Origin of the sequence: Mesorhizobium sp. M7A.F.Ca.CA.003.01.2.1 (assembly GCF_003998945.1) — a bacterium.
GTDB lineage: Bacteria > Pseudomonadota > Alphaproteobacteria > Rhizobiales > Rhizobiaceae > Mesorhizobium > Mesorhizobium ciceri.
In genome coordinates this window covers 1-762 of the sequence record NZ_RZRA01001489.1, presented here as the reverse complement: position 1 = coordinate 762, position 762 = coordinate 1, and the positions used below count along the sequence as shown (strand labels likewise).

Below are 762 nucleotides of genomic sequence, written 5' to 3'. Positions count from 1 at the left end.
GTTGAAGACGCTGAACGCGCCGAGATCGAGGGTGCCGCTGGTGTTGGTGAAGCTGAGGCCGTCGCCCTGGACGCGCCCTGGGCCTGGTGAGCCAACACCGATCGTTCCGGCGCTGACAGTGCCGCCGGCGCCGTTGGAGTCGAAGCGGACATTGTTGAAGGCGATGCCGCCGCCAGTGCCGCCGAGCACAGTGTTGTCGGCAAAGGACTGGATCTCGACCGAGTTGTCCGTCGCGCTGATGTTCTGGCCGGCAAAGGACGCGGCCAGCGCCGATCCCGTCGATTTCAGCGTATTGCCGTCGATCGAAAGCAGAAGCGTGTTGGCCGGCGCAGCTGATGTGGAGAAATCGAGCGCCCTGCCGCCGGCCGCGATGTCGTTGTTGCGGAGGAAGAAACTGGAGGCGGACGTCGCGTTGACGGCGACACCAGTGCCGGTGCCTGTGTTGCGGATGATGAGGTTCTGGAGGCCGCCGGTGACGACGCCCGAGCCTGATGTCGCCAGATCGACCACCGAGCCGGCGGTGTTGCTCTGCAGGATCGGCCGTAGCGTGTCGATGCCCGCCGGTGCCGCGATGATCGGCGAGTTTTGCACGGTGGTGAAATGGAACGCAGCCGAAGCGCCGGCGCTGGTATCGACGCCGAGCTGCGAGACATCGACGGCCGCGTCGTCGCTCTTGAAGGCGAGCAGTACCTGCCCGTCATCGAGCTGGAACGACGTACCGCCGAGGTCAATCGTCGCCTGGCCGCCGTCGACGTTCTTGTC

At 65.6% G+C, this 762-nt stretch carries 1 protein-coding gene; it reads right to left on the bottom strand.

Translation table 11 applies throughout. The annotated features are described in order from the left end of the window. Positions 1-762 (bottom strand): hypothetical protein (locus tag EN969_RS33685; RefSeq protein WP_206525330.1); only part of this gene is annotated, 762 nt, incomplete at both ends.